Origin of the sequence: Mesorhizobium sp. WSM4898 (genome assembly GCF_029625845.1) — a bacterium.
GTDB lineage: Bacteria > Pseudomonadota > Alphaproteobacteria > Rhizobiales > Rhizobiaceae > Mesorhizobium.
The window spans coordinates 1,094,345-1,120,238 of sequence record NZ_JARTVQ010000001.1; the positions used below are offsets into that span (position 1 = coordinate 1,094,345).

Here is a 25,894-nt window from a genome sequence, read left to right on the forward strand (position 1 = left end):
CTTGTCCGCACTGACACGCTTTCTCGGCGATACGCCACTCAGGGTGCTTGTGAAGCTGCTGGTGGTTTCCTTCCTCGTCGGCCTCGTCATGCACGCTTTCGGCTGGTCGCCGATGGACGTGCTCTACGGCATCCGCCAGTTCTTCATCGATCTGTGGAATCTCGGCTTCCATACTATCGACCGCTTCCTGGGCTATATCCTGCTCGGCGCCGCGATCGTCGTGCCCGCCTTTATCCTGCTCAGGATTGCGAGCTACAGGAAGTAGCCTGCCGAGCGTCAGGCATACGCGGCCGCGACCTCGAACAGAATGGCGTGGCGCGCGGCAAGCGCCGGCACGTCGCTCGAATAGCCGCCGCCGATGACGCCGCATAGCGGGATGCCGGCCTTGCGGAAATAGCTGATGACCAGCTCCTCGCGGCTGCGCAGGCCGTTGTCGGTCAATGTCAGCCGGCCAAGCCGGTCCTCGGCATGGACATCCACGCCGGCATTGTAGAACACGATGTCCCAGCGCCGCCTTGCGCAAAGCTCTGGAAGAATGGCGCCGAGCCGGTCGAGATAGGCAGCGTCGCCGGTGCCGTCCGGCAGCGCGATATCGACATCGGAGGCGATCTTGCGCGCCGGATAATTGCGTTCGCCATGCATGGAAAAGGTGAAGGCGCGCGGCTCATCCTTCAAAATGTCCGCCGTGCCGTCGCCCTGATGCACGTCGAGATCGACGACCAGGATGTTTTCGACGGCGCCCTCCGCAAGCAGGACCAGGGAAGCCACGGCCACGTCGTTGAAGGTGCAGAAGCCCGCGCCTTGGGCACGCCTGGCATGGTGGCTACCGCCGGCGGCGTTGCAGGCTATGCCGTGTTTCAGCGCCAGCCGCGCCGCCAGCACCGTGCCTGCCGTTGCTAGCTGCGCTCTCAATGACACGCGCTGGCTGACCGGGAAGCCGATCTCGCGCTCGATCTTTTCAGGCACCTCGCAAGTGAGCACCTGGTCGACATAGCCGGCCTCGTGCGCGAGCTTGAGCCACGCCGCCGGCGCCCGTTCCGGCATCGAAAGCGCTCCCGCTGCTGCCAGCCCGCGGCTGTGCAAAGCCTCCATCAGCAACGGATATTTGCTCATCGGAAAGCGGTGATTGACGGCAAAGCCGGCGTCGTAGTCGGGATGGTGGACGATCTGCAAAGGCATGATGGGGCGGCCTGCGCCAGAGCTGGAATTCGGTTGGCCGTCACCCGATGGCGATTGCGCGGCAGCGGCAAACTGGGGCACATCGGCCGTTCTAGCAAGCCGCAATGAGCAAGGCAGCAATCCTTGGACAAGGGTGCGACCCACCTCAACGCCGGGACCTTCATCGTCACCAACCGGTCGGTGCTGGCGATCGCGGTGCCGATGACGCTTGCCTATCTGACGACGCCGCTGCTCGGCATCGTCGACACCGCGGTGATCGGGCAGTTCGGCGATGCGGCTCTTCTCGGCGGACTGGCGGCAGGCGCGCTGGTCTTCGACGTCGTCTTCACCACCTTCAACTTCCTGCGCTCCGGCACCACCGGCCTCGTCGCTCAGGCTTTCGGACGCGGCGATCCGCTGGAGGAGCAGGCGGTGCTCTGGCGGGCCGTGCTGATCGCGGTCGTCGCCGGCGTGGTGCTTGCAGCACTTGCGCCGCTGTTTGCGGTAGGCGGCCAGTGGTTCATGGGCGCCGAGCCGCGTGTCAGCGCGGCGATGTCGGTCTATATCCGCATCAGGCTCATTGCCGCGCCCTTCTCGTTCATCAACTATGCCATCTTGGGCTACGTGCTGGGGCGTGGCGAGGGCGGGATAGGGCTGATGCTGCAGGCCGTGCTCAACGGCATCAACATCCTGCTCTGCTTCCTGCTCGGCCTCGAGCTCGGCTGGGGCGTGGCGGGCGTTGCCTGGGCGACCGTCACCGGCGAGTTCCTGGCCATGCTGCTCGGCCTTGCCATCGTGCTGAGGCGGTTCCGCAAGCTGGAGCGGCCGTCGCGCCGGCGCATCCTCGACCTGCCGGCCTACCGGCGCATGCTGTCGCTCAACCGCGATATCATGATCCGCTCCTTCTCGCTGCTTGCCGCCTTCGCGCTGTTCACCAGGCAGGGCGCCCAATTCGGCACGGTGACGCTCGCCGCCAATGCCGTGCTGATGAACTTCTTCCTCGTCGCCGGCTATTTCCTGGACGGCTTTGCCACCGCAGCCGAGCAATTGGCCGGCCGCGCCATCGGCGCGCATGCGGCCACCCCGTTCCGGCAAGCTGTCCGGCTGACGCTGATCTGGGGCTTCGGCCTGGCGGCGGTCGCCAGTCTTATTCTGCTGACGGCCGGCGCACAGCTGGTGGCGATGGTGACAACCGCTCCGGAGGTCCGCGCGGTCGCCGACACTTATCTGCCCTGGGCGGCCTTCACCGCGCTGAGCGGCGTGCTCGCCTTTCAGATGGACGGCGTCTTCATCGGCGCCACCTGGTCGCGCGACATGCGCAACATGATGCTCCTGTCTTTCCTGGCCTTCGCCGCGGCACTGATCACGCTGGCACCCGCCTTCGGCAACAACGGCCTATGGGCCGCGCTGCACGTCTTTTTGCTGGTGCGGGGTTTCAGCCTGCTTGCGGTGCTGAGGCTCAGGATGCGCACGGCATTCAGCTGATCGGCTTTGAAGCCCAGCGCTCGCAAGCCGAGTCGCGCAAATCCTGGATCGAGCCAAGCCGCTCGCGCTCCACAAACCGCGCCATGCCGGCAACGATGCGGCCGGGCAGCGCCGGGCCGGCATAGATCATGCCGGTATAGAGCTGGACGAGATCGGCGCCGGCGCGGATCTTCTCCAGCGCGGTTTCCGCCGAGTCGACGCCGCCGACCCCGACGATCGTCACTTGTGGGCCGAGCAGCTTGCGCATCCGGGCGAGTACCGCCGTCGAGCGCTCGAAAAGCGGCTTGCCTGACAGCCCGCCGGCTTCGCCGGCCAGACTCGCGCTGCGCAACCCGACCCGGGCAAGCGTCGTGTTGGAGACGACAACCCCGTCGATCTTTTTCTCGATGACTTCGGCGGCGATGTCTTCCAGTTCCGCTTCAACGAGGTCCGGCGCGATCTTGAGGAAGATGGGCGGCTGAACCGACGCAGCCGCGCGCGCCGCCACCACGCGCGACAGGAGTTCGCCCAGTTGCTCGCGCGCCTGCATGTTGCGCAGGCCCGGCGTGTTGGGCGAGGAGATGTTGACCGTCAGATAACTGGCATGAGCCGCGAAGCGGGCGACGCCGCGCTCATAGTCGGCAATGCGGTCGGCGCTGTCCTTGTTGGCGCCGATGTTGACGCCGACAATACCCGGCCGCCCTTTGCGCGCGGCAAGCCGTCTTTCGGCGGCCGCATGCCCTTCATTGTTGAAGCCCAGCCGATTGATCACCGCTTCGTCGGCGGTCAGCCGGAAGATGCGCGGCCTCGGATTGCCGGGTTGCGGCAGCGGCGTGATGGTGCCGACCTCGGCGAAGCCGAAGCCGAGTTTGAGCAGCGCGTCCGGCACTTCGGCGTTCTTGTCATAGCCGGCCGCCATGCCGAGAGGGTTCGGAAAATCGAGCCCGCAGACGCTGACCTCGAGCCGCGCGTCGCGCGGGGGAGGCGAGGCGGCCGGCAGGCCGCAGCGCAAAGCCGCGATCGACAGGCCATGCGCCGTTTCCGGGTCGAACGAGAAAAGCAGCTTTTGGCCGATCCGGTCGAGCACGCTCATTCGTCCTCCAGCGGCGGGAATTCGTGGCCGTCGGCGCCGAGCGGCAACGGCTTCACCCAGAGCACGGCGTCGAGGGCGAGCGCGGCGTAGAGATGCGGGAACAGGGCGCCGCCGCGCGACACCTCGTATTTCAGCGCGTCGCCCAGCTTTGCCGCGTCGACAGCGATGAGAAGCAGGTCCGCCTGGCCGGCGAAATGCTTGGCCGCCGTCTCGCGCACTTGAGTTGCGGTGGAAAAGTGGATGAAGCCGTCGGCGATGTCGATCGGCGCCCCGGTGAAGCGGCCGTTCCGTTCCGCTTCGCTCCACATGGCTTCAGGCGCGATCTTGTAGATAAACTGAGACATTGGCGCGCTATAGTCCGAACGATACATGGGGGAAAGGGTGCTTGCGAACTCTTCCCCATTTCAGGCGCAAACCTGTGATATTGTTCGCACAACGGCTCATGGAGGATAACATGCGTCTGCAGCACATTCTAATCCCGGCGGCGCTTTGCTCGCTGGTCGCCGCATCGGCCTATTCCGAGGAGACGGACCGCTATCGGCTCGAAAAGTCCGCCAACGGCTATGTCCGCATGGACACCCAGACCGGCGCCATGTCGATCTGCGAGGAGCGCTCCGGCCAGCTCGTCTGCAAGTTGGCCGCCGACGAGCGCTCCGCCTTCCAGGACGAGATCGACCGGCTGCAGAGCACGGTGAAGGCACTCGACGAGCGCGTCGCGAAGCTCGAGAACTCGCTCTCGGCCCGGCTGGAGTCCCAACTGCCGAGCGAGGAGGATTTCAACAAGACGATGAGCTACATGGAGCGCTTCTTCCGCAGCTTCATGGATATCGTCAAGGACATCGACAGGCAGGAAGGCGACGGTGGCACGAAGCCCAGCCCGCAAAAGACCTGAGCTCCCGGGAAAAAGCCTGCGCGCGCGGCCTTTGCTGCTTGAAAACGCGCCGCGCCGCCGCATAATCGTTCCGATCCCCTAAGAAAGCACACAATCAGCAATGGGATCCGGGGAGGAGTATTTGCCGTCGGGCCACACTTTCGTCATTGCCGACGACCATCCGCTGTTTCGCGGCGCACTAAAGGAAGCGCTCGCCGGCATAGGCGATGTCGCCGCCATCCATGAGGCCGGCGATTTCGAAAGCGCCAAGGCGCTGGTCGTCGCCAATGAAGACATCGACATGGTGCTGCTCGATCTGTCGATGCCGGGCGCCAGCGGCCTGTCCGGACTGATCTCGCTGCGCGGCATCCATGCCTCGGTGCCGCTGGTGGTGGTGTCGGCTCATGACGATCCAGCCACCATCCGCCGCGCGCTCGATCTCGGCGCGTCCGGCTTCATCTCCAAATCGGCAAGCATGGAGGAGATACGCAGCGCCGTCCTGACTGTGCTTGCCGGCGATATCGCAGCACCCGCCGGCATCGAGCTCGGCGTCGAGCGCGACCCGGAGATTTCCGATCTGATCAAGCGCCTGCAGGCGCTGACGCCGCAGCAGACGAGGGTGCTCGGCATGTTGGCCGAAGGCCTGCTCAACAAGCAGATCGCCTATGAGCTCGGCGTCTCCGAAGCCACCATCAAGGCGCATGTTTCGGCTATATTGCAGAAGCTCGGCGTCGACAGCCGCACCCAGGCGGTCATCCAGCTTTCCAAGATCGGCGGCGACCCGCTGCAGCCGGTGAGCTGATCATTCCGCCGCGGGCGCCAGTGCCCTGACCCTTGCCATCATCGAGCGCAGCACGGCAGGCTTCAGCGGCTTGTTGATCACCGGCACATCAAGCAGACCAGCAGCAGTGCGCACCTCGCTGGAGCGGTCTGCGGTGACCAGCACGCAGGGCAGATCCTTGCCGTAGGTGGCGCGCAGCCTGGCGATGGCGTCGAGCCCGGTACCGCCGTCGAGATGATAGTCGGCGAGCACCACATCCGGCCTTGCCGCACCCGGGCGCATCAGGTCCTGCGATCCCGAAGCGGTCTCGACGCCGCAGCCCCAGCCTTCGAGCAGCAGTCGCATGCCGTCGAGGATTCGCGCGTCATTGTCGATGCACAGCACATTGAGTCCGGCAAGTGAGGATGGCGCGCGCGCGGGCGCCTTTCCCGTCTCGCGCGGCGGCGCCGCGATCTCGGCGACCGGCAGGATGACGGAAAAACGCGTGCCCTTGCCGGGGTTGGAGAAGATGCGGATTTCGAGCCTGAGAACCCTGGCGATGCGGTCGACGATGGAAAGGCCAAGGCCAAGGCCCTCGGCCTCGCGCGCGCCCTCGTCCAACCGGGTGAATTCGTGGAAGACGGTGTTCAGCTTGTCGGCGGCAATGCCGATGCCGGTGTCGATCACCTGGATCTCGGCCAGCTCGCCGCGCCTTCTCACGCCGACCAATATGCGGCCTTCGCGCGTGTATTTGATCGCATTGGAAACGAGGTTCTGGATCAGCCGGCGAAGCAAATTGCGGTCGGTCATCACGCCGAGCGACGACGGCATGATTTTCAGGCCGAGCTTCTTTTCGGCGGCGAGCGGGCGAAAATCGTTGCCGATCTGGCCAAGCAGCCCGCCGAGGCTGAAGGCGGTGTCCTCGGGCTTCAACGCGCCGGCGTCGAGCCGCGATATGTCGAGCACCGCGCCGAGGATGGTCTCGACCGATTCCAGTGAGGATTCAATGTTGGTCGCGGCCCTGCCGGCGGGCCCCTTGCCGGCCTTTTCGATCAGCGAGGAGCAATAGAGCCTGGCGGCGTTGAGCGGCTGCAGGATGTCGTGGCCCGCGGAGGCGAGGAAGCGCGTCTTGCTGAGATTGGCCTCCTCGGCAAGCATCTGCGCCTGCGCCAGCTCCTCGTTGACGCGGGTGAGCTCGGCGGTGCGGCTCCTGACCCGCTGCTCCAGCGATTCATTGGCCCGCTTCAGCGCCAGGTCCTGCTCGACGCGGCCGGAAATGTCGGCATAGGTGGCGACGATGCCGCCGTCGGGCATCGGGTTGGAACGCAGCTCCAGGATGCGGCCGCTGGTCCTGAGCTCCATCTGCCAAGGACCGACGAAGCTGGTCAGCCGGTTGAGCATCGTCACCCGCTGGTCGGCGGCGATATCGCCGCGCTCGGCCAGATGCCGCAGGATCTGGTCGAGCGACACGCCCACTTGGCCCATCTCGTCAGGCAGATCGAACAGCGCCCGGTATTGCCGGTTCCAGCAGATCAGCCGCAAATCCCGGTCGAAGACGGTGATGCCCTGCTCCATCTGGTCGAGCGCGATCTGCAGCAGGTCGCGGTTGTGCTGCAGCGCCTCGGTGGCGTCGTCGAGCAGCCGGAAGGCATCCTTGGAGTCGCGGTCGTTGCGGCGGAACAGCAGCGACAGGATCAGCCGCGCCGACGACGACCCGACGGCGCTCGCCAGCAACTGCTCCGAGAAACGGATGACGTCCATGCTGGCCTGTTCCTTGCCGTGCAGGGAGACGTTCGCGTTCTTCTCGAAGGACTGGAAGGAGCGCTCGGTGCGCTCGACGCCGAGATAGCGGGAAATCGTGTCCTTGAGGTCGTTGACCGTGACCGCGGTGCGGAAGCGGCGCAGGCTTGGCATCGGCCCCGCCTCGCGCGGCACGAAGATCGCCGCCTGGATGCGCTCCAGCGGCACCGATGCGCGGGACAGCGAACCCATCACGAAGAACAGCGTGTTGACTGACAGGCTCCACAGCACGCCGTGGTTCAGCGGCTCGCCGACGGTGCCGAACAGCGCCTGGGGTCTCAGCGCCTCGAAGCCGAACAGTCCATGGACGACAAAGTCGGAGCCGGGACCGACGAGGGAAGGGAGCAGCAGCGTGTAACCCCAGACCGCGATGCCGGCGACCATGCCGAGCGCGGCGCCCCGGCCATTGGCGCGGCGCCAGATCAGCCCGCCGACCAGGGCGGGCGCGAATTGCGCGATCGCTGCAAAGGACATCAGCCCGATCGAGGACAGCCGCGCGCTGTTGGTGCTCTCGCGGTAATAGAGGAAGGCGATGAACAGCATGATGAAAATCGACGCTCGCCGAACGTTCAGGATCAGCGTCGACCAGTCTTCGTTCTCCGAAGAAGTGGTCTTGAGCAATCGACGCACGAACAGCGGGATGACGAGGTCGTTGGAAATCATGATCGACAGCGCCACGCTCTCGACGATGACCATGGCGGTGGCCGCCGACAGGCCGCCGATGAAGGCGATCATCGCCAGCACGTCGTGGCCGCTGAATAGCGGCAGCGACAGGACGTAGAGGTCGCTGCTGGTCCTTGCGCCGACCAGCGACAGCCCGGCAAAGGCGATCGGCAGGACGAAGAGGTTGATCGCCACGAGATAGAGCGGAAACACCCAGGTCGCGGTGCGCAGCTCGGCCTCGCTGCGATTCTCGACGATGGTGACGTAGAACTGGCGCGGCAGCATCAGGATGGCGAAGCCGCTCAAGGTCGTCAGCACCAGCCAGGTGACCAAGGACGTGTTGTAGCCCATCGCCTGGCGCACCTCGGCATTCGCCCCGAGCGTCGCCAGCATGTCGCCGGGGCCGCCGAAGATGAGAAACGTGACCATAAGGCCTATGGCGAGGAAGGCGGCGAGCTTGACCACCGTCTCGACCGCGACCGCCAGCACCAGCCCGTCCTGGTGCTCGGTGGCGTCGGCGTGGCGGGTGCCGAACAGGACCGCAAACAGCGCCAGCAGCATCGCCACCACCAGCGAGATGTCGCTTACAAAAGGATCAAAGGAAGGCGGCGATCCCGTATAGTGCTCGATCATCAGGCTGACCGAGCCGGAGATCGCCTTGAGCTGCAGCGCGATATAGGGCACGGCGCCGACCGTGGCGATCAGGGTCGCGATCGCCGCGACGGCAAAACTCTTGCCGTAGCGGGCGCCGAGAAAGTCCGCAATCGAGGTGATCTTTTCGCTCTTTGCCAGCCGGACGATGCGGTTGAGCAGCGGGAAGCCGAACACGAAGACCAGCACCGGGCCGGTGTAGATGCCGAGGAATTCGAGACCCCGCTCGGAGGATAGCCCGACCGAGCCGAAGAAGGTCCAGGAGGTGCAGTAGATGGCGAGGCTGAGCGCATAGATGGAGGGCCGTGCGCGGCCGAGTCCGGCTGCCACGGAGCGCCGGTCGCCGACGCTGGCGATGGCAAAAAGCAGCGTCACATAGGCGATCGCGATGATGACGACGAACCAGCCTTGCACGGTTCGAACTTCCTTCCTGACCGGCTGCTCGTCCGGTTATCAAACGCAACCACAGCTTTGACGCCAAGTCCACCGCGGCTTTCGGCGCATAGGTGCTTGGTGACGCCCAGAAGCGCGAACCGGTTAGGCACAAACCGGCGGCTCCGACCTTTTTCCGGTTTTGCAACTGGGGGTTTTTGTTATTGTGGCTTCGGGGCCGGCGCCGGAGAGCCGGGGCGGCAGCGCGGCCCGTTATGGCAAGGAGGGTCGGATGCTGAAAGAATTCCAGGAATTCATCTCCAAGGGCAATGTGATGGACTTGGCCGTCGCCGTCATCATCGGCGCCGCCTTCGGCAAGATCGTCGATTCGCTGGTCAATGACATCATCATGCCGATCATCGGCGCGATTTTCGGCGGGCTTGACTTCAACAATTACTTCTTTGGGCTGTCCTCCAATGTGCACTCGGCCACGCTGGCCGAAGCCAAGAAAGAGGGAGCCGTTTTCGCCTATGGCAGCTTCATCACCGTCGTGCTGAATTTTCTGATCCTCGCCTTCATCATTTTCCTGATGGTCAAGGCGGTGAACAATCTGCGCAGGCGGCTGGAGCGAGAGAAGCCCGCGCCTGCCGCGGCGCCGCCGCCGGCGGATGTCCAGCTTCTGACCGAAATCCGCGACCTGCTCGCCAGGAAATAACGCGTCCAACGTTCTTTGCTGGACCAAAACCCCGGCCGCTTGCGGCTGGGGTTTTCTGTTCGGTGATCTGGTAAGAGCGCAGCAAAACGAGCACGGATTTGTCCATGACCCTGATTGAGACCTTGCGCGCCGAAGCCCGTGCTGCCCCCGAAAGCGGCATTGTCGCCGTCGTCAATCACGGCCGCTTGCGCGAAGGCCTGATTCCGCTCTGGGCCGGAGAGGGCGACCTGCCGACGCCTTCCTTCATCAGCGATGCCGCCGCAGGCGGCCTCGCCAATGGCGAGACCTTCTACACCTGGCAGAAGGGCATTCCCGAGCTTAGGCAGGCGCTCGCCCGCTACTATGCCAGGCATTTCGGCCAGCGCTTCGCCGAGGAAGAATTCATCGTCACCGGCTCGGGCATGCATGCCATTCAACTGGCCATCGACGCGATCGCCGGCAGCGGCGACGAGGTCGTCTATCTCTCGCCGGCGTGGCCGAATTTCGCTGCCGCCGCCGGTGTCGCCGGCGCTGTTCCCGTGCCGGTCACGCTCGACCAGTCCGGGAATGGCTGGTCCTGCGATGTCGACAAGATCGCAGCCGCCATCACGCCGCGTACCAAGGCGCTGTTCATCAATACCCCCTCGAACCCGACCGGCTGGACAGCCGACAAGGAAACGCTTCAAGCGATCCTCGATCTGGCCCGCACGAAGAAGCTTTGGATCATCGCCGACGAGATCTATGCGCTGTTCCACTATGGCCACGGCCGCGCGCCGTCTTTCCTCGATATCGCAACGGCGGAAGACCGCATCCTGTTCGTCAACAGCTTCTCCAAGAACTGGGCGATGACCGGCTGGCGAGTCGGCTGGATCAAGACGCATCCGGCGCTGCAGCAGGTGTTCGAGAACCTGATCCAGTATTCGACCTCGGGCGTCGCCCAGTTCATGCAGCGCGGCGCGGTTGCGGCCCTCGACAAGGGTGACGGCTTTATCGTCGAGCAGGTGGAGCGGGCACGTGCGGCGCGCGATCTGGTCTGCGACATCCTGGGTGCCACCGGCAAGGCGCGCTTCACCGTGCCGCAAGGTGCGTTCTACCTGTTCTTCACTGTCGACGGCATCACCGATTCCCGCGCCGCCGCCTTCGACATCGTCGACAACGCCAATGTCGGGCTGGCGCCCGGCACGGCCTTCGGCCCCGGCGGGGAGGCCTTCCTCAGGCTATGCTTCCACCGCCGCCTCGATCAGCTCGAGGAAGCGGCAAATCGCCTGGCGAAATGGATGAAGACGGTGTGAGACGGGCGGCTTCAGCCGCCTGACTTCGGCACCAGGAGTGGAATAACCCGGTCGCTCTTGGCGACGGCCGGACGGCCGGAGGCGGCATAGGGGATGCCGAGCGCATCCCAGGTCTCGACCAGCGCGTCCTGCAGTTCGGCGATCAGCGCGTCCGAATGGAACGGGGTGGGCGTGATGCGCAGCCGTTCGGTGCCGCGCGGCACCGTCGGATAATTGATCGGCTGGATGTAGATGCCGTGGACGCCAAGCAGGCGGTCGCTCGCCATCTTGCAAAGCTCCGGATCGCCGACCAGCACCGGCACGATATGGGTGGCCGATTCCATCACCGGCAGCCCGGCCGCGGCAAGCACCTGCTTGGCCCGCGCTGCCTGGCGCTGCTGGGCGTCGCGCTCGGCCTGCGAGCGCTTCAAATGCCTGATCGAGGTGGTGGCGGCCGCCGCGATCGCGGGCGGCAGCGCGGTGGTGAAAATGAAGCCCGGCGCATAGGAGCGCACCGCGTCGATCACAGCGCTCGTGCCGGTGATGTAGCCGCCCAGCGTGCCGAAGGCCTTGGCCAGCGTCCCCTCGATGATGTCGATGCGGTCGGCAAGACCCTCGCGCTCGGTGATGCCGCCGCCGCGCGCACCATACATGCCGACAGCATGAACCTCGTCGATATAGGTCAGGGCGTTGTAGCGCTCGGCGAGCTCGACGATCTGCTTGATCGGCGCGATGTCGCCGTCCATCGAATAGACGCTTTCGAAGACGATCAGCTTGGCGCGCTCGCGTCCTGCCGCCTGCAGCAGGCTTTCCAGATGCGCAACGTCGTTGTGGCGGAAGATCTTCTTCTCGGCCCCGGAACGCCGCACGCCTTCGATCATCGAGGCATGGTTCAACTCGTCCGAGATGAGCAGGCAGTTGGGCAAGAGCCTGGCGATGGTCGAGATCGAGGCTTCGTTGGAAACGAAACCGGAGGTGAAGACCAGCGCCGCCTCTTTGTCGTGCAGGTCGGCGAGCTCATGCTCCAGCTCGACCAGCGGGTTGGACGTGCCGGAAATGTTGCGGGTGCCGCCGGCGCCCGAGCCCATCCGGCCTGCCGCGTTCTGGAAGGCGGCGATGACGTCCGGATTCTGGCCCATGCCGAGATAGTCGTTGGAGCACCAGACGGTGATTTCCTGGCCGCGACCGTTGGAGCGCCAGATGGCGCGTGGAAACTTGCCCACGATGCGCTCGAGGTCGGCGAAAACGCGGTAGCGCCGCTCGGCATGGAGCTGGTCGATCGCGTCTTCGAAGAACCGCTGGTAGTTCATGTCGGCTTCCCAATTTTGCGCCGGATCATAGTCACGGGCCTATGTTACGTCCACCGCGCCGCACCGGTCAAAATGCCACGCCCCGCGCCTGTTCCTAACGATGCCGGATCATGGCCTATTCCCGGGGATGTGAACCAGCTTTGTTTCGGTACGATGCCTCGGGCAGGCGGAACTGTTACAGACTTAACACTAAAATGGGAGGCTAATGGGCTTACGGCGGGGTTTCCAGCACGGCGGCTGTTGAGACAGTTTCCGATAAATCTTGATCAGCGAGGTAAGCGATGACGGTTTTGGTGACGGGCGGTGCCGGCTATATCGGCAGCCACATGGTCTGGGAGCTTTTGGACGCCGGCGAAAGCGTCGTCGTGCTCGACAGGCTTTCCACCGGCTTCGAATGGGCGGTGGCGCCGGAGGCGAAGCTCGTCGTCGGCGACGTCGCCGATCGCGATCTGGTCGGCCGGATCATCCGGGAAAACAAGGTCGACGCCATCATCCATTTCGCCGGCTCGATCGTGGTGCCGGAATCGGTCGCCGATCCGCTCGGCTATTACGAGAACAACACCTGCAAGACACGCGCGCTGATCGAAACCGCCGTGCGCGAGGGCGTGTCGCATTTCATCTTCTCGTCCACCGCAGCCGTCTATGGCGGCGCCGGGCTGGAGCCGGTGCGTGAGGACGCGCGGCTGGCGCCGGAATCCCCTTACGGCCTCTCCAAGCTGATGAGCGAGTGGATGCTGCGCGATGCCGCGATTGCGCACGACATCCGCTATACGGCGCTGCGCTATTTCAATGTCGCCGGCGCCGACCCCAAGGGCCGCACCGGACAGTCGACGCCCGGCGCCACGCATCTGATCAAGGTCGCCTGCGAGACGGCCCTCGGCAAGCGACCATTCATGCAGGTCTTCGGCAAGGACTATCCGACGCCGGACGGCACCTGCATCCGCGACTACATCCATGTCAGCGATCTGGCGGCGGCGCACCGGTTAGCACTGCAGCGGCTGCGCGATGGCGGGGAGAGCCTCGTCGCCAATTGCGGCTACAGCCATGGCTATTCGGTGCTGGAAGTGATCGACAGCGTTCGCCGCGCCTTCGGCCATGATTTCGACGTTCGCATGGGTGCGCGACGGCCGGGCGACGCCGCCGCCGTGGTCGCCAATTCCGACCTTGCCCGCAAGGAGTTCGGCTGGACGCCGCAGCGCGACGATCTCGACCAGATCGTCAAGGATGCGCTGGCCTGGGAACGCATCCTGACGACCAAGAACTCCGTTCGAAACTAAGCAGTTCAGGAAAGTGTGTAGCGGTTGGGTTCGGCGACTTCGCCGTAGCCTTCGTCCCGGAATTGCGTATTGAGACCGACCTGTTGGGCCAAGGGCTCGTCCGGCGAGTTTAGACGCGGTATTGAGGCTCATGCGGCGGTGCGCCGAAGGCGCACTGTTGGAATGAGCCTTGAGGGACGGCATGAAGGTCTTGGTGCTCGGCGCCGGCGTGATTGGCACGGCGGCCGCCTACTATCTGGCTAAAGACGGTCATGAGGTGACGGTGATCGAGCGCCATGAGGCAGCGGCGCGCGGCACCAGCCAGTCGAACGCCGGCCTGGTCTCGCCGGGCGACGCCACCGCCTGGGCCTCGCCGGCGGCGCTCAAGACCTTTCTGCGCGCGCTCTGGAACCATGACCTCGGCATCAAGGTCCGGCTGCGCCTCGATCCGTATTTCTATGCCTGGAGCCTGCGCTTCCTGCGCGAGTGCACCGTAGCGCGCCTGCGCGCCAACACCGACGTCAAGCTGAAGCTCGCGCTCTATTCGCGCGACTGCATCAATGCGCTCTCGGAGGCGACCGGCATCCACTACGACGAACGCAAGAAAGGCATCCTCTACTTCTTCCGCTCGCAGAAAAGCTTCGACACCGGCACCGACAATTACCGCTATCTCGGCGAGCACGGCCTACCGATCGAGATCGTCGGCCGCGACCGCCTAGCCGAGCTGGAGCCGGGGCTTGCCAGCGTGAAGGACAAGATCGCCGGCGGCATCTATTCTCCAATCGACCAGACCGGCGATTCCAAGCAATTCGTCGACAAGCTCGCCGCCTATGCGGCCGAGAAGCTCGGCGTCAGGTTCCTGTTCGGCACGACAATCGAGGGCCTCGACATCGAGGGCGACCGGGTGCGAGCCGTGATGACCTCGGCCGGACCGGTTGCGGGTGACGCCGTCGTCATCTCGATGGGAGCCGAAAGCGGCCTGTTCGGCCGCCGCTACGGCATCGACCTGCCGGTCTACCCGGTGAAGGGCTACACCGTGACAGTCCCGCTCGAGGACGAGAGCAAGGGCCCGACCATGGGCGGCGCCGACGAGGACCGGCTGATCGGCTATTCGAGGCTGGGCAACCGGCTGCGGATGTCCTCGACGGCGGAATTCATAGGCTTCGATCGCAGCTTCAAGCCGCGTGATTTCAGAACCATCCTGGAAACCGGCAAGGACCTGTTCCCGGGCGCCTTCGACGAGAAGAAGGCGCTGCTTTGGGCAGGCCTGAGGCCGATGATGCCGAGTTCCGTGCCCATCTTCGGTCAGGCGAAATACCGCAACCTCTATCTCGACACCGGCCACGGCCATCTCGGCTGGACCATGGCTTGCGGCTCGGGAAAATTCCTGTCCGACCTCGTCGCCGGCCGCAAGCCGGAGATCGATCCGCAAGGGTTGCTTTACGCGACAGCGGGCTGAGACGTTCGGTCCGCAAGTTGCCACCGGCCTATGTCGGCGCTGGTCGGCGTGACCTGTCAAGTTGTGGCAAATACCATGGCGGGGATCACGTCCCGACGACCCGCTGCCACGCTCGCGCGTAATCATGCCAAGCCGGATCTGCGGGTAGCTCGGTCCGCTCGCCTTTGCTGATGACCGTAGCGCCGTCTGACGCCAGCAGTGCCGCGCCGATGCTCGTTCCTGTCGACGTCTCCGACGCAATGACAGCCCGTCCCGTTGCCGCCGCCAGCATGCGGATGAAAAGCGGGTTCCGCGCAAAGGGCCCTTCGACCGTCGTCCGCCCGTCGCCGCCAATCAACTCCAGGCAGGTCGCGGTCATCAGCGCCAGATAGAACGAGATGGCGGCGAAGCGCTGGCCGGGGGGCAAGCCCTCGGCGTTGACCCATTGCGCGGCATGGTGCGGGAATGGCCCAGACCCCTGTTGGGTTGAAGGCAGCAGCAAGGCCTGGCGTGCCAGCACGGCGGCAACATCGGCCTCGGTCCAGTCCTGCGCCTGGCCCTCGGTCAGCAGCGAAAACTCGCGTCCACCCATGAAGCGCGCCGACGGCACGGGATGGCCCTGCGCATTGACATTGCCCAGCGTGTCGCGCGCCGCATCGAGCTCGACCTTCTTGCCGCCGACCGCCATCGAGACCACCCATGTGCCGGTCGAGACGACGGAGAAGGGCGGCCGATCGGACAACAGATGCGGCAGAAGCGAGGCGTTGGAGTCGTGCAGGCCGCAGAACACGGGAGTCGCGGGGTCGAGCCCTGTCAGTCGGGCAATCGCCGGCAGGATCGATCCGAGCCTGTCCTTCGCCCGACGCACGGGCGCCATCAGCGGACGCCAGCCCATCCTGTCGACCAGCGAGGAATAGTCGGACGTCCAGGGGTTCCACAGATCGGTGTGGCAGCCCAGCGATGTCACTTCGTTGGCGGCGACGCCAGTCAGCCGCAGCGCCCAATATTGCGGATACATGAGGATCGCGGCGGACTTGGCGAATTCCACTGGAAAGCGCTTTTGCTGCCAGAAGAATTGCGCGCCGAGATTAAGGCCGATGGGCAACCGCGGCGTGCCTGTTTCGGCGAAGGGAGCGCGTACGGCGTCGTAGTCGGCCGCAAGCTGGTCGGGGCCGTCGAACTCATAGTCGAGCACCGGCAGCACCAGTTCGCCGGCGGCGTCGACCAGCGCCCCGGTCGCGCCATGCGTGGTGATCGAGATCGCATCGATCCGCCGCTCGCGGTTGATATCGGCGAGGCTGTTCAGGATGAACGTCCACAGCGCCTCGACATCGTGATGGGGGTAGGGCGCCTGCCAAACGGGCGCGTTCGCGGTGCGGCGCAGCGCGATCTCGCTCGGCGTCGTGAGCTCGACCAGCGCCACCTTGGCGTTGGTCTTGCCGATATCGATGACGGCGACGTGGCGGATCATGCCATATGGAACATGGTTTCCAGCGGCACCGCCACCGGCTCATTGTCGGGTTTGGTTTCCATGAGGTCGGCCATATGCGCCCACCAGCGCTGCATCACAGGATGTTTCGGCAGGTCGGCCATGCCGTGATCGTCGCGTCGCCACAGCACGCCGAAGAGGATGCTGGTCTCCTCGTCGAGATAGATCGAATAGTCGGAGACGCCGGCATCTCTCAGCAGCTCCGCCAGCTCAGGCCAGATCTCGTCATGGCGGCGCTTGTACTCGGCCTTCATGCCGGGATTGAGCTTCATCTTGAAGGCGTGTTTCTCCATCAGGCGAAACGTCCTTCGCGCAGCCGCCGCCAGACGATCGGCAGCGCAATGACGATGATCAGCAGCAGGCCGATGAAGATCGACATGACGATGCCGGGCACGTTGAGCAGGCCGAGGCCGAAGGTCACCAGCCCCATGATGAAGGCGGCAAGAACCACGCCGAGGATGCTGCCGGCGCCGCCGAGGATCGACACACCTCCCAGCACCACCATGGTGATGGCCTCCAGCTCATAGCCCTGCGCAATCGACGGCCTTGTCGAGCCGAGCCGTGACGTGATCAGCACCGAGGCGATGCCCGACATCAGCCCGGTGAGGCAAAACAGGATGAATTTGATGCGGTCGACGCGCACACCGGAGAACTGGCAGGCGACCGGATTGTTGCCAATGGCAAAGACGCGGCGGCCGAAGCTCGTGCGATGCAGCACGAACCAGTAGACCAGCGCCGCGAAAAGGAACAACGCCAGCTCGAACGAGAAGACCCACCAGACATAACCCTGGCCGAAGAAGGCGAAACTCTCCGGATATCCCTTATAGGCCTGGTCGCCGAGGATGATGAAGGCGATGCCGCGAAACAGGCTCATCGTGCCGATGGTGACGACGATGGAAGGCAGGCCGAGCCTGGTGACGAGCAATCCGTTGAAGGCGCCGCAGCCGAGCCCCACGGCGATGCCGATCGCGACCAGCACCGGCGTGCCGGCGCCCGCCTGCGCCGCCATGCCCATCATCGTCGAAGCGAGCGCGACAATCGCGGCAACCGACAGGTCGATCTCGCCCGAGATGATCAGCAGCGCCATTGCAAGCGCAATCAGGCCCTTTTCGGTGAAGTTGAAGGTCAGATCCGAGAGCGACCACGGGTCGAGGAAATAGGGCGAGGCGAAGCTGTTCACCGCGAAGATGAGGATCGCGATGACTACGAGCAGTGCCTCCCAGGAAAAGATCGCCGAAGAAAGCGGCTTGTCGAGCCGGTCGGGGATATGGCGCGGGGCAGGGGTGTCGGTCATGCCGCTTCCGCCTTTCTGAGGATGATGCGACCCTGCCGGCGCTCGCCGCGCGCGTTGAGCACCACGGCCAGGATGATGGCGCTGCCCGAGATCGCCATCTGCCAGAAGGGCGAGATGTTGATGACCGGCAGCGCGTTGGAGATGATGCCGAGGAAGAGCGCGCCGAGCACCGCGCCGCCGACCGAGCCAATGCCGCCGGCGATCGAGATGCCGCCGATGACGCAGGCGGCGATGATGTTGAGCTCGTAGCCGTTGGCGACTTCGACCGAGGCGATCACGTAGCGCGAGATCCATAAGTACCCGGCTAGCCCGCCGATCATGCCGGAAATGCAAAAGACGATGAACTTGGTGCGGCCGACATCGATGCCGGCATAGACCGAGGCGGTCGGGTTGACGCCGATGGCATAGATCGAGCGGCCGATCTGCGTGCGCGTCATCGCCAGAAAGAACAGCGCAATGACGAGAAGCGCGATCCACGACAGGACCGGCAGGCCGAGGAAGGCGGCGCGCTGGAAGTTGATGAAGTCGGGGCTCATCTGGTCGGCATTGACCCAGGCGCCGCCGGAGACGACGAAGGTGGCGCCGCGATAGATGGTGAGCGTGCCGAGCGTGACCACGATGGACGGGATATTCAGCCGCCACACCAGGAAGCCGTTGATGGCGCCGAGTAGGAGGCCGACAAGCAGTGCGATGACGATCAGCACCGGGATCGGGATCGCCGGATGGGCAGCGTTGAGCATCGCCACCACCATGCCGGTGAAGCAGAGGTTGGACGCCATCGACAGATCGATCGAGCGCGTCAGGATCACCACCATCTGGCCGAGCGCCAGGATCATCAGGATCGAGGTGTCGTTGAACACCTGGCGCAGATTGGCCGGATCGGCAAAACCGGGGAAGCGGGTCGAGATCAGCCCGATCAACAGGACGATGCCGGCGAGCAGCCAGATCTCGCGATATTTGAGAAAATTCTTCATGCCGCGATCCCCGCTGCGGTCCTGACCAGCGTCTCGGCGTCCAGGCCTTTGTTGTCGTAGGTGGCCGCGATACGGCCTTCACGCATGACCACGACCCGGTCGGACATGCCGAGGATTTCCGGCAGTTCCGAGGAGACCATGATCACCGATAGCCCCTGCGCCACGAGCTCGGCCATGAAGCCGTGCACAGCGGCTTTGGAGCCGATGTCGATGCCCTTGGTCGGCTCGTCGAGGATGATGACCTTCGGCGTCGTCGCCAGCCATTTGGCGATGACCACCTTCTGCTGGTTGCCGCCGGAAAGGGTGCCGACATCCTGGCTGAGCGACGAGGCGCGCAGGTCCAGCCGCTCGGTGTAGGAGCGGGCAAGTGAGAATTCTTCCGCCAGCTTGAGCACACCGGATTTCGAGGTGCGCGCAAGCGAAGGCAGCGATACGTTCTGAAAGATCGGCAGGCCGATGACGACACCCTGCTTGCCGCGCTCTTCCGGCACATAGACGATGCCGGCCTCGATCGAATCCGCCGCCGATTTCGGCGCCATTGAGTTGCCGTCCAGCGAAATCGTGCCGCGGCTGGTGCGCGTAATGCCGGCGATCGCCTGCATCACCTCGCTGCGGCCGGCACCGACGAGGCCATAGAAGCCGAGGATTTCGCCCTTGCGCAATTCGAAGCCGATATCGTCGAACTCGGTCGGGTGCGACAGGCCGGAGACCGACAGCACCGGCGCGCCGATCTTCGGCTCGCGCTGCGGAAAGATGTGGTCGACGTTGCGGCCGACCATCATACGCACGATCTCGTTCTGGCCGGTGTCCTTGAGCAGGCCTTCGCCCACCATCTCGCCGTCGCGGAAGACGGTGTAGCGGTCGGCGATGCGGTAGATCTCGTCGAACTTGTGGCTGATGAAGAGCACCGCCTTGCCTTCGCTCTTCAGGAATTCGATCAAGAGGAAAAGTTCGTCGATCTCCTTCATCGAAAGTGCGGCGGTCGGCTCGTCCATGATGACGATGCGCGCGTCGATGGACATGGCGCGCGCCACCGCCACCAGATGCTTGTTGGCGATGCCGAGGTCCTTCAGGCGGGTGTCGGCGTCGATGTGGCCGGCGCGCATCGTCTCCAGCACCTCGCGCGCATTTTTGCGCATGGTGCGCCAGTCGATGGTGCCGAAGCGGGTGCGCGGCGCATGGCCGAGGAAGATGTTTTCGGCGACCGAAAGGTCGTCGAACAGCACCGTCTCCTGATGGATGGCGGTGATGCCGTGGCCGAAGGCGGCATGCGCGCTGGGCAGCGTCGCGGCCTGGCCGTCGATGCTGATTTCGCCGGCGTCGGGCTGGTAGATGCCGGTCATGATCTTGACCAGCGTCGACTTGCCGGCGCCGTTCTCGCCGATCAGCGCCGTCACCTGTCCGGGATAGAGCGACAGGCTGACATTGTGCAGCGCCCGAACGCCCGGAAAACTCTTGGAGATGCCTGAGAGCGTCAGGCGCGGGGCCAATTTGTCCTCGCCCTCGCGGGGAGGGTCGCGAACAACGTGAGCGGGATGGGGGTTGTCTAGCATATCAAGTTAAGGTCCTGGTGCATGGAAGCGTCGTCACCCCCGCCCCGTCTCGCCAGTTTTGCTTCGCGACACCGCCTCGCCGACCCTCCCCACAAGGGGGAGGGTGCAAGCTCCTCAGATCAATAGATCTTTGAGAACTTCTCGATGTTGGTCTTGTCGAACTGGAAGGGCGGAGCCATCGCAGCCGAGTTGGTGTCGTCGAGCGTCACCTTGCCGACGCGGCCGATCGACAGCGTGGCGCCGGGCTTGGCCTCTTCTTTCTTCACCGCCAGGTCATGCGCGAGATAGATCGCCGAGTAGCCGAGGTCGATCGGGTTCCACAGCGCGACCGCCTGGCTGGCGCCGTTGTCGATGAACTTCTTGAACTCCGACGGCAGCGCGAGGCCGGTGACGTTGACCTTGCCGATCAGGTTCTCGTCGGTGACGACCTGCGCGGCGGCAACGACGCCGACGGTGGTCGGCGCGATGATCGCCTTGAGGTTCGGATAGGATTTCAACAGGCCCTTGGCTTCGTCGGTGCTCTTGGCGGAGTCGTCGTCGCCATAGACGGTGGCGACCAGCTTGATCTTCGGGAACTTCTCCGGCAGCACCTTCTTGGCCGCTTCGATCCAGGCATTCTGGTTGGTCGCGGTCGAGGATGCCGAGAGGATGGCGACATCGCCGCCTTCCGGCAGGTAGTCGGCGGCGAGCTTGATGATGGTCTCGCCGATCAAATTGGTGTCGGACGGGTTGAGGTGGAGCTGGCGGCCTTCCTTGGCGACGCCGGAGTCCCACGAGATCACGGTGATGCCGCGATCCATCGCCTTCTTCAGCACCGGCACCAGCGCATCGGCGTCATTGGCCGAGACGGCGATGGCATTGACCTTCTGCGCGATCAGCGAGTTGATCACCTCGATCTGCGCCTCCGCCGTCGCTTTGGTCGGACCGGTATAGATCACGTCGACGTCGCCCAGTTCCTTGGCCGCTTCCTCGGCGCCCTTGTTGGCGGCGTCGAAGAAGCCGTTGCCGAGCGACTTCACGACCAGCGCGATCTTGACGTTCTCGGCATAGGCGCCATTCACGAACATGGCGGCGGAAAAGGCCGCCGTGACCAGCAGTTTCTTCAAAAAGCTCATTCGAATATCCTCCCTTGAGCGTTGCATTCCATCGCCGCTGCGGGCGCGAGTTGTCCTCAGGCCTGCAGTGAAGATTCCTCCTTGTCGCTTGACTGTTTGCGGGCGACGATCAGCGCCACACCCGCGGTTTCCAGCATCTTGGCTTCGCGGTCGTCGATACCGTCGTCTGTGATCACGGTCGTGATGCGCGACAGCCCGCACAGGATCAGGCTGGATCGCATGCGGAATTTCGAGGAATCGACCAGCACCACCAGCTCGTCGGCCTGGTCGATCAGTTTTTGCTCCGCCTGGATCAGCAGCGGGTCGCCTTCCATCAAGCCGAGCGGTCCCAACCCTTGAGCGCCCATGAACATGCGCCGCGCATAGAAATTGCGCGTCACGTCGTTGTCGAAGGGCGACAGGATGATGTTCTGCTCGCGATAGATCGTGCCGCCCGACAGCATCACCGTGTTCTTCGAGTGCTTGAGCAGGTGCTCGGCGATCGGGAACGAGTTGGTGAAGATCGGCATGCGGCGGCCGGTCAGGAAATGCACCATCTGGAAGGTCGTGGTGCCGCCATTGATGATGATCGGCTCGCCGTCCTTGCAAAGGTTCACCGCTTCGCGGGCGATCGCCCGCTTCTGCGCGGCGTTCAGCGTTTCGTTGACCGAGAAGGGCCGGCCGGCAAGGCCGATGACTTGCGGCGGTGAGATCGCCTCGGCGCCGCCGCGCACCCGGCGCAGCCGCTTTTGCACATGCAGCGCCGCGATATCGCGCCGAATCGTCGCTTCGGAGGAGTCCGTCAGGTCGACCATTTCCTGCACCGTCACCACAGGCTTTTCCTGGACGGCGGACAGAATGATCCTGTGGCGCTCTTTTTCGTGCATGGTTCCTCCCTGCCTGGCTATCAGGCACCAGAAAACGCGCAATGTCAATCATTTCCGATCACATATTTTCATTGTGCAGTGCAATATGATCGATCTTGATCGTTTATGATTGACAAGAGGCCCTGTTGGGTAGACATTCCAGCCAAATTGGACTGCTCGGTTTTAGCGTCCCAAGGGAGGATACCTATGCTCGACAAGCGCTCCGGCTCGCGCCTCGCCAATCTGTGGGACGATGCAAGGGCCGAAGGGATGAGCGGTCCCGAGCTTCTGGTCTATCGCTCGAACACGCTGGGTTCAGACAAGCGCGTCACCAATTATGGCGGCGGCAACACCTCGTCCAAGGTCTGGCAGAAAGACCCGCTGACCGGTGAGGACGTCGAGGTGCTGTGGGTCAAGGGCTCGGGCGGCGACAGCGCTTCGATCAAGGTCGACGGGTTTGCGACCCTCTACATGGACAAGCTGCGCGCGCTAAAGAGCCTCTATCGCGGCGTCGACCACGAGGATGAGATGGTGGGCTATCTGCCCCACTGCACCTTCAACCTCAATCCGCGCGCGGCCTCCATCGACACGCCGCTGCATGCCTTTGTGCCGAAGGCTTGCGTCGACCACATGCATCCCGATGCCGTTATCGCGATTGCCGCGGCGAAGGACTCCAGAGCGATCACGAAAGAGGTATTTGGCGAGGCCATCGGCTGGCTGCCCTGGAAGCGCCCGGGCTTCGAGCTTGGGCTTTGGCTGGAGAAATTCTGCCGCGAGAACCCCGACGCCAAGGGCGTGGTTCTCGAAAGCCACGGCCTGTTCACCTGGGGCGACACGCCGAAGGAATGCTACGAAACGACGATTTCGGTGATCAATCAGGCGATCGACTGGTTCGAGCGCAAATCCGACGGCAAGGCGATCTTCGGCGGCGAGGTGGTGAAGGCGCTCGACGCGCCGGCACGGCGTGCCATTGCCGCGAAACTCATGCCGAGAATCCGCGGCCTGATCTCGGAAAAGAGCCATAAGCTCGGCCATTTCGACGACCAGCCGGTAGTGCTCGAATTCGTCAATTCGAAAGACCTGCGCCCGCTGGCGGCGCTGGGCACGTCCTGTCCGGACCATTTCCTGCGCACCAAGATCCGGCCATTGGTAATCGAGTTCGATCCGGCAAGGCCGGATGTCGATGCCGTCATCGCGCGCCTCGCCGACGACATTGCAGCCTATAGCGTCGGCTACCAGGCCTACTACGACAGTTGCAAACATCCGGACTCGCCCGCCATCCGCGATCCGAACGCGGTCGTCTATCTGATGCCGGGCGTCGGCATGTTCACTTTCGCCGGCGACAAGGCGACGGCGCGCATCTCCGGCGAGTTCTACGTCAACGCCATCAACGTCATGCGCGGCGCCTCGATGGTCTCGTCCTATGTCGGCCTGCCGGCTCAGGAGGCCTTCGACATCGAATACTGGCAGTTGGAAGAAGCCAAGCTCCAGCGCCTGCCGAAGCCGAAGGCGCTGGCGGGACAGATCGCGCTGGTCACCGGCGGCGCCGGCGGCATTGGCCGCGCCACGGCCAACCGGCTGCTGCGCGAAGGCGCCTGCGTCGTGCTGGCCGATATCGATGAGGCCGCGCTTGCCGGCGCTCACGAAGAGCTGTCGAAGGCTTACGGCAAAGACTTCGTCCGTCCGGTGCGGATCGACGTGACCTCGGAAGATCAGGTCACTTCGGGCTTTGCCGAAACTTCGGTCGAGTTCGGCGGCATCGACATTCTGGTTTCCAATGCCGGCCTGGCCTCCTCGGCGCCGATCGAGGAGACGACGCTGGCGTTGTGGAACAAGAATATGGACATCCTGTCGACCGGCTATTTCCTCGTTTCGCGCGAGGCTTTCCGGCTGTTCCGCGCGCAGAAGATCGGCGGCAATGTCGTCTTCGTCGCCTCCAAGAACGGCCTTGCCGCTTCGCCCAACGCCACCGCTTACTGCACGGCCAAGGCGGCCGAGATCCATCTCGCGCGCTGTCTCGCGCTTGAGGGTGCGGAGGCGCAGATCAGGGTCAACGTCGTCAATCCGGACGCCGTGCTGCGCGGCTCCAAGATCTGGACCGGCGAATGGAAGGAACAGCGCGCCGCCGCCTACAAGATGTCGACCGACGATCTCGAGGAGCATTACCGGTCGCGTTCGATGCTGAAACGCTCGGTATTTCCGGAAGATATCGCCGAAGCGATCTACTTCTTCGCTTCCGACATGTCGGCCAAGTCGACCGGCAACATCGTCAATGTCGACGCCGGCAACGCGCAGAGCTTTACGCGGTAAATTGTCAGAGCCAGCGCTGCCCCTCACCCTTACCCTCTCCCGTAAGAACGGGGAGAGGGGGCGCCAGCGCTGGAGCGCGTCCCTTCTCCCCGTCACTATAAGGGGAGAAGGTGCCGGTAGGCGGATGAGGGGCAGCGCCGACGAATTGGGAGGAAAAAATGCCCGAACAGATCATCTCAGCCGACCTCGTCGCCAACCACAACTCAGCTCGCCAACCCGCCCTCGAGCGTGACTACGCCTCCCTCGGCGAGCGCCTCGACCGGCGCGGCATCGCTATCGATGCGATCCGTGACACGGTCGAAAAATTCGGCGTCGCGATCCCGTCCTGGGGCGTCGGCACCGGCGGCACGCGTTTTGCCCGTTTTCCCGGCGCCGGCGAGCCGCGCGACATCTTCGACAAGATCGAGGATTGCGCCGTCATCGGCCAGCTGACGCAAGCGACGCCTACCGTCTCGCTGCATATCCCGTGGGACAAGGCCGATCCGAACCGGCTGAAGCAGGCGGCGGCGCGTTTCGGGCTCGGGTTCGATGCGATGAACTCCAACACCTTTTCCGACGCGAAGGACCAGAAGCTCTCCTACAAATTCGGCTCGCTGTCGCACGCCGATGCCGGCACGCGCCGCCAGGCGGTCGAGCACAATCTCGAATGCATCGAGATCGGCAGGACGCTTGGCTCGAAGGCGCTGACGGTATGGATCGGCGACGGCTCGAACTTCCCCGGCCAGGTCAGTTTCGCCAAGGCCTTCGAGCGCTATCTCGACGCCATGCGGCAAATCTACGTCGGCCTGCCGGACGACTGGCGGCTGTTTACCGAGCACAAGATGTACGAGCCGGCCTTCTATTCGACCGTCGTGCAGGACTGGGGCACGAACTACATCATCGCCAAGGAGCTCGGCGACAAGGCCTTCTGCCTCGTCGACCTCGGCCACCACGCGCCCAACGTCAACATCGAGATGATCGTGTCGCGGCTGATTCAATTCGGCAAGCTCGGCGGCTTCCACTTCAACGATTCCAAATATGGCGACGACGATCTCGACGCCGGTTCGATCGATCCTTACCGGCTGTTTTTGGTCTTCAACGAGCTGGTCGATGCAGAGCTTTCGGGTGCCAAGGGATTCCATCCCGCGCATATGCTCGACCAGAGCCATAACGTCACCGATCCGATCGAAAGCCTGATGCTGTCCGCGGTCGAGGTGCAGCGCGCCTATGCGCAGGCGCTGCTGGTCGACCGCAAGGCGCTGGACGGTTTTCAGGAAGCGAACGACGCGCTGATGGCGACGCAGACGCTGAAGACCGCCTACCGCACCGATGTCGAGCCGATCCTCGCCATGGCGCGGCTGAGAACCGGCGGCGCCATTGATCCAGTCGCCGCCTATCGCGAGGCCGGCTACCGGGCGAAGGTCGCGGCGGAGCGGCCGGGCGTCGCCGGCGGTGGCGGCGGGATCGTCTGACACCCTCATCCGGCCGCTTCGCGGCCGCCTTTCTCCCAAGGCAGAAGAGGTTGGCGTCGGCG

The 25,894-nt window shown here is 64.2% G+C and carries 22 protein-coding genes; 10 read left to right on the forward strand and 12 right to left on the reverse strand.

From position 1 onward, the window contains the following. The first annotated feature begins 1 nt into the window (after position 1). Positions 2–265 carry a DUF6460 domain-containing protein gene (locus tag P9228_RS05285; protein ID WP_095777454.1) on the forward strand — a complete coding sequence of 88 codons (264 nt, stop codon included), beginning with the start codon at positions 2–4 and terminating at the stop codon, positions 263–265. A gap of 11 nt (positions 266–276) precedes the next feature. On the opposite strand, the gene P9228_RS05290 is transcribed toward P9228_RS05285, so the two are convergent. Then, positions 277–1,179, reverse strand: coding sequence for a histone deacetylase (locus P9228_RS05290; RefSeq protein ID WP_095777453.1), 903 nt, complete (start codon positions 1,177–1,179; stop codon positions 277–279). 123 nt (positions 1,180–1,302) lie between these two features. On the opposite strand from P9228_RS05290, the gene P9228_RS05295 reads away from it, so the two are divergent. After that, complete coding sequence (locus P9228_RS05295) at positions 1,303–2,643, forward strand: MATE family efflux transporter (RefSeq protein WP_278052614.1); 1,341 nt, start codon at positions 1,303–1,305, stop codon at positions 2,641–2,643. Here the strand turns inward: P9228_RS05295 and P9228_RS05300 are convergent. Then, the gene (locus P9228_RS05300; RefSeq protein ID WP_278052615.1) at positions 2,636–3,715 is read right to left on the reverse strand and encodes a quinone-dependent dihydroorotate dehydrogenase; all 1,080 of its coding nucleotides are present in this window, start codon (positions 3,713–3,715) and stop codon (positions 2,636–2,638) included. The genes P9228_RS05295 and P9228_RS05300 overlap by 8 nt on opposite strands. After that, positions 3,712–4,059 carry a DUF952 domain-containing protein gene (locus P9228_RS05305; RefSeq protein ID WP_127242854.1) on the reverse strand — a complete coding sequence of 116 codons (348 nt, stop codon included), beginning with the start codon at positions 4,057–4,059 and terminating at the stop codon, positions 3,712–3,714. The genes P9228_RS05300 and P9228_RS05305 overlap by 4 nt, the downstream gene beginning before the upstream one ends. A 110-nt stretch (positions 4,060–4,169) precedes the next feature. Here P9228_RS05305 and P9228_RS05310 point away from each other — a divergent pair, with 110 nt between their 5' ends. Together P9228_RS05310 and P9228_RS05315 are read left to right on the forward strand one after the other, a co-directional pair. Further along, the gene (locus P9228_RS05310) at positions 4,170–4,607 is read left to right on the forward strand and encodes a hypothetical protein (protein ID WP_066996874.1); all 438 of its coding nucleotides are present in this window, start codon (positions 4,170–4,172) and stop codon (positions 4,605–4,607) included. A gap of 121 nt (positions 4,608–4,728) precedes the next feature. After that, positions 4,729–5,388 carry a response regulator transcription factor gene (locus P9228_RS05315; RefSeq protein WP_066996819.1) on the forward strand — a complete coding sequence of 220 codons (660 nt, stop codon included), beginning with the start codon at positions 4,729–4,731 and terminating at the stop codon, positions 5,386–5,388. Here P9228_RS05315 and P9228_RS05320 read toward each other — a convergent pair whose 3' ends face one another. After that, entirely contained in the window at positions 5,389–8,874 is a 3,486-nt protein-coding gene (locus P9228_RS05320; RefSeq protein ID WP_278052616.1) for a PAS-domain containing protein, read from the reverse strand. A gap of 250 nt (positions 8,875–9,124) precedes the next feature. On the opposite strand from P9228_RS05320, the gene mscL reads away from it, so the two are divergent. Then, positions 9,125–9,547: a large conductance mechanosensitive channel protein MscL gene (gene mscL / locus P9228_RS05325; RefSeq protein WP_095777596.1), complete on the forward strand. Its 423-nt coding sequence runs from the start codon at positions 9,125–9,127 to the stop codon at positions 9,545–9,547. Positions 9,548–9,651: 104 nt separating this feature from the next. Beyond that, on the forward strand, positions 9,652–10,818 hold the full coding sequence (locus tag P9228_RS05330) for a pyridoxal phosphate-dependent aminotransferase (protein ID WP_278052617.1): 1,167 nt from the start codon (positions 9,652–9,654) through the stop codon (positions 10,816–10,818). Between the two features lie 11 nt (positions 10,819–10,829). Here P9228_RS05330 and hemA read toward each other — a convergent pair whose 3' ends face one another. Further along, positions 10,830–12,107: a 5-aminolevulinate synthase gene (gene hemA / locus P9228_RS05335; protein ID WP_278052618.1), complete on the reverse strand. Its 1,278-nt coding sequence runs from the start codon at positions 12,105–12,107 to the stop codon at positions 10,830–10,832. 281 nt (positions 12,108–12,388) lie between these two features. Here hemA and galE point away from each other — a divergent pair, with 281 nt between their 5' ends. Together galE and P9228_RS05345 are read left to right on the forward strand one after the other, a co-directional pair. Further along, positions 12,389–13,384 (forward strand): UDP-glucose 4-epimerase GalE, encoded by a 996-nt coding sequence (gene galE / locus P9228_RS05340; RefSeq protein ID WP_278052619.1) that lies wholly within the window; start codon positions 12,389–12,391, stop codon positions 13,382–13,384. Between the two features lie 181 nt (positions 13,385–13,565). After that, positions 13,566–14,822 (forward strand): D-amino acid dehydrogenase, encoded by a 1,257-nt coding sequence (locus tag P9228_RS05345; RefSeq protein WP_127241511.1) that lies wholly within the window; start codon positions 13,566–13,568, stop codon positions 14,820–14,822. 85 nt (positions 14,823–14,907) lie between these two features. Here the strand turns inward: P9228_RS05345 and P9228_RS05350 are convergent, their stop codons facing one another. The 7 genes from P9228_RS05350 to P9228_RS05380 all read right to left on the reverse strand — a co-directional run bounded on the left by P9228_RS05350 (position 14,908) and on the right by P9228_RS05380 (position 22,092). Beyond that, positions 14,908–16,272 carry an FGGY-family carbohydrate kinase gene (locus P9228_RS05350; protein WP_278052620.1) on the reverse strand — a complete coding sequence of 455 codons (1,365 nt, stop codon included), beginning with the start codon at positions 16,270–16,272 and terminating at the stop codon, positions 14,908–14,910. Further along, a complete protein-coding gene (gene rhaM / locus P9228_RS05355; RefSeq protein WP_067322795.1) occupies positions 16,269–16,583 on the reverse strand; it encodes an L-rhamnose mutarotase in 315 nt (104 codons plus the stop codon). The genes P9228_RS05350 and rhaM overlap by 4 nt, the downstream gene beginning before the upstream one ends. Next, complete coding sequence (locus P9228_RS05360) at positions 16,583–17,584, reverse strand: ABC transporter permease (RefSeq protein WP_095799395.1); 1,002 nt, start codon at positions 17,582–17,584, stop codon at positions 16,583–16,585. The genes rhaM and P9228_RS05360 overlap by 1 nt, the downstream gene beginning before the upstream one ends. Next, positions 17,581–18,558 (reverse strand): ABC transporter permease, encoded by a 978-nt coding sequence (locus P9228_RS05365; protein WP_067322800.1) that lies wholly within the window; start codon positions 18,556–18,558, stop codon positions 17,581–17,583. The genes P9228_RS05360 and P9228_RS05365 overlap by 4 nt, the downstream gene beginning before the upstream one ends. Continuing rightward, a complete protein-coding gene (locus P9228_RS05370) occupies positions 18,555–20,111 on the reverse strand; it encodes a sugar ABC transporter ATP-binding protein (RefSeq protein WP_278052621.1) in 1,557 nt (518 codons plus the stop codon). Before P9228_RS05370 ends, P9228_RS05365 begins: the two co-directional genes overlap by 4 nt. Positions 20,112–20,230: 119 nt before the next feature. Further along, positions 20,231–21,226: a rhamnose ABC transporter substrate-binding protein gene (gene rhaS / locus P9228_RS05375; protein ID WP_095782942.1), complete on the reverse strand. Its 996-nt coding sequence runs from the start codon at positions 21,224–21,226 to the stop codon at positions 20,231–20,233. A gap of 56 nt (positions 21,227–21,282) precedes the next feature. Further along, the gene (locus P9228_RS05380) at positions 21,283–22,092 is read right to left on the reverse strand and encodes a DeoR/GlpR family DNA-binding transcription regulator (RefSeq protein ID WP_095777439.1); all 810 of its coding nucleotides are present in this window, start codon (positions 22,090–22,092) and stop codon (positions 21,283–21,285) included. A gap of 186 nt (positions 22,093–22,278) precedes the next feature. Between P9228_RS05380 and P9228_RS05385 the strand changes: the two genes are divergently transcribed. Further along, complete coding sequence (locus tag P9228_RS05385; RefSeq protein WP_278052622.1) at positions 22,279–24,381, forward strand: bifunctional rhamnulose-1-phosphate aldolase/short-chain dehydrogenase; 2,103 nt, start codon at positions 22,279–22,281, stop codon at positions 24,379–24,381. Between the two features lie 158 nt (positions 24,382–24,539). After that, positions 24,540–25,832: an L-rhamnose catabolism isomerase gene (rhaI, locus tag P9228_RS05390; RefSeq protein ID WP_278052623.1), complete on the forward strand. Its 1,293-nt coding sequence runs from the start codon at positions 24,540–24,542 to the stop codon at positions 25,830–25,832. The last annotated feature ends 62 nt before the right edge of the window (positions 25,833–25,894 follow it).

Excerpts from the sequence above, each read along its gene's own strand:
- P9228_RS05310 (WP_066996874.1), top strand. The coding sequence starts at position 4,170 with ATGCGTCTGCAGCACATTCTAATCCCGGCGGCGCTTTGCTCGCTGGTC.
- P9228_RS05360 (WP_095799395.1), bottom strand. The coding sequence starts at position 17,584 with ATGACCGACACCCCTGCCCCGCGCCATATCCCCGACCGGCTCGACAAG.
- rhaM (WP_067322795.1), bottom strand. The coding sequence starts at position 16,583 with ATGGAGAAACACGCCTTCAAGATGAAGCTCAATCCCGGCATGAAGGCC.
- mscL (WP_095777596.1), top strand. The coding sequence starts at position 9,125 with ATGCTGAAAGAATTCCAGGAATTCATCTCCAAGGGCAATGTGATGGAC.
- P9228_RS05330 (WP_278052617.1), top strand. The coding sequence starts at position 9,652 with ATGACCCTGATTGAGACCTTGCGCGCCGAAGCCCGTGCTGCCCCCGAA.
- hemA (WP_278052618.1), bottom strand. The coding sequence starts at position 12,107 with ATGAACTACCAGCGGTTCTTCGAAGACGCGATCGACCAGCTCCATGCC.
- P9228_RS05370 (WP_278052621.1), bottom strand. The coding sequence starts at position 20,111 with ATGCTAGACAACCCCCATCCCGCTCACGTTGTTCGCGACCCTCCCCGC.
- P9228_RS05385 (WP_278052622.1), top strand. The coding sequence starts at position 22,279 with ATGCTCGACAAGCGCTCCGGCTCGCGCCTCGCCAATCTGTGGGACGAT.
- galE (WP_278052619.1), top strand. The coding sequence starts at position 12,389 with ATGACGGTTTTGGTGACGGGCGGTGCCGGCTATATCGGCAGCCACATG.
- P9228_RS05380 (WP_095777439.1), bottom strand. The coding sequence starts at position 22,092 with ATGCACGAAAAAGAGCGCCACAGGATCATTCTGTCCGCCGTCCAGGAA.
- P9228_RS05345 (WP_127241511.1), top strand. The coding sequence starts at position 13,566 with ATGAAGGTCTTGGTGCTCGGCGCCGGCGTGATTGGCACGGCGGCCGCC.
- P9228_RS05350 (WP_278052620.1), bottom strand. The coding sequence starts at position 16,272 with ATGATCCGCCACGTCGCCGTCATCGATATCGGCAAGACCAACGCCAAG.
- P9228_RS05300 (WP_278052615.1), bottom strand. The coding sequence starts at position 3,715 with ATGAGCGTGCTCGACCGGATCGGCCAAAAGCTGCTTTTCTCGTTCGAC.
- P9228_RS05365 (WP_067322800.1), bottom strand. The coding sequence starts at position 18,558 with ATGAAGAATTTTCTCAAATATCGCGAGATCTGGCTGCTCGCCGGCATC.
- P9228_RS05290 (WP_095777453.1), bottom strand. The coding sequence starts at position 1,179 with ATGCCTTTGCAGATCGTCCACCATCCCGACTACGACGCCGGCTTTGCC.
- P9228_RS05305 (WP_127242854.1), bottom strand. The coding sequence starts at position 4,059 with ATGTCTCAGTTTATCTACAAGATCGCGCCTGAAGCCATGTGGAGCGAA.
- rhaI (WP_278052623.1), top strand. The coding sequence starts at position 24,540 with ATGCCCGAACAGATCATCTCAGCCGACCTCGTCGCCAACCACAACTCA.
- rhaS (WP_095782942.1), bottom strand. The coding sequence starts at position 21,226 with ATGAGCTTTTTGAAGAAACTGCTGGTCACGGCGGCCTTTTCCGCCGCC.